We start from the raw sequence: 768 nt of genomic DNA, 5'->3' as shown, positions 1-768 counted from the left end.
CCAGATGCCGCTGACGCCGAACAGCAGCAGCCCGACCAGCAGGACCACCGCCACGCTGGACAGCATCTCCCGGATCCACATCAGCGCGCCGTCGCGGTCGTGACGAAACCGGTACAGCAGCGACTCCTCCTCGCCCGCCCCCGGCCGCTCGGACCGCTCGGAGGGATCTCTCGATTCGGAGAAATCCTCGGACTCGGCGAGACGCTCCGACTCGGGGGAACGACCCGATTCGGAGCGGCCACCCGACCGCCCGGCGGACCCGTCAGCGCCGACTGCTCCCTCGACCTCGACGGACTCTCCGCCGATTTCGGTTCCGTCCGCGTCGGCGACGGGCTCGCTCGCGTGTTCCGCATCGCTCCGCTCTCCACCCGAAATGTCGGGTTCGGCGACGGAGTCGCCCCCGGCCGCGGGACCGGCTCCGCCCTCATCGTCAACGTTCTCGCTGGCCGATTCGTCCGACGATTCGTCCGGCGCTTCTCCTTTCGATTCGTCCGGCGCTTCCTCTTTCGATTCGTCCGGCGATCCGCCGCGATCCTTCTCGGCCCCGTCTCTCGTTCGTTCGTCTCGACCGGCCGACTCGTCGGCGTCCGTCGACCGATCCCCTTCGTCCATTACGACCGCGTTGGCGGCTTTCGTTCATAAGCTTCCGGGTGCGGACGCCGACATCGACCCCGCGAGCCCGGCCGGCTACCCCGGCCCGACGCCTCCGGAACGGTTTTGGTCGCGACCGCCGTTTCGGGTAGCGTGCCGCTGGAGTCGAACGCCCGG

2 pseudogenes (1 of these 2 cut by a window edge) are annotated in these 768 nt (G+C 69.3%); both read right to left on the bottom strand.

From position 1 onward, the window contains the following. A pseudogene (locus BN903_RS09785) lies at positions 1-112 on the bottom strand (YigZ family protein); its annotated part reaches 350 nt to the left of the window's first position; the annotation flags it as partial. After that, positions 1-612, bottom strand: a pseudogene (locus tag BN903_RS16785) (hypothetical protein); the annotation flags it as partial. The pseudogenes BN903_RS09785 and BN903_RS16785, both read right to left, overlap by 112 nt. Between the last annotated feature and the right edge of the window lie 156 nt (positions 613-768).

Source organism: Halorubrum sp. AJ67 (genome assembly GCF_000513435.1).
Note: the sequence above shows the minus strand (reverse complement) of the source record. Positions and strands in the feature narration are given on the sequence as shown.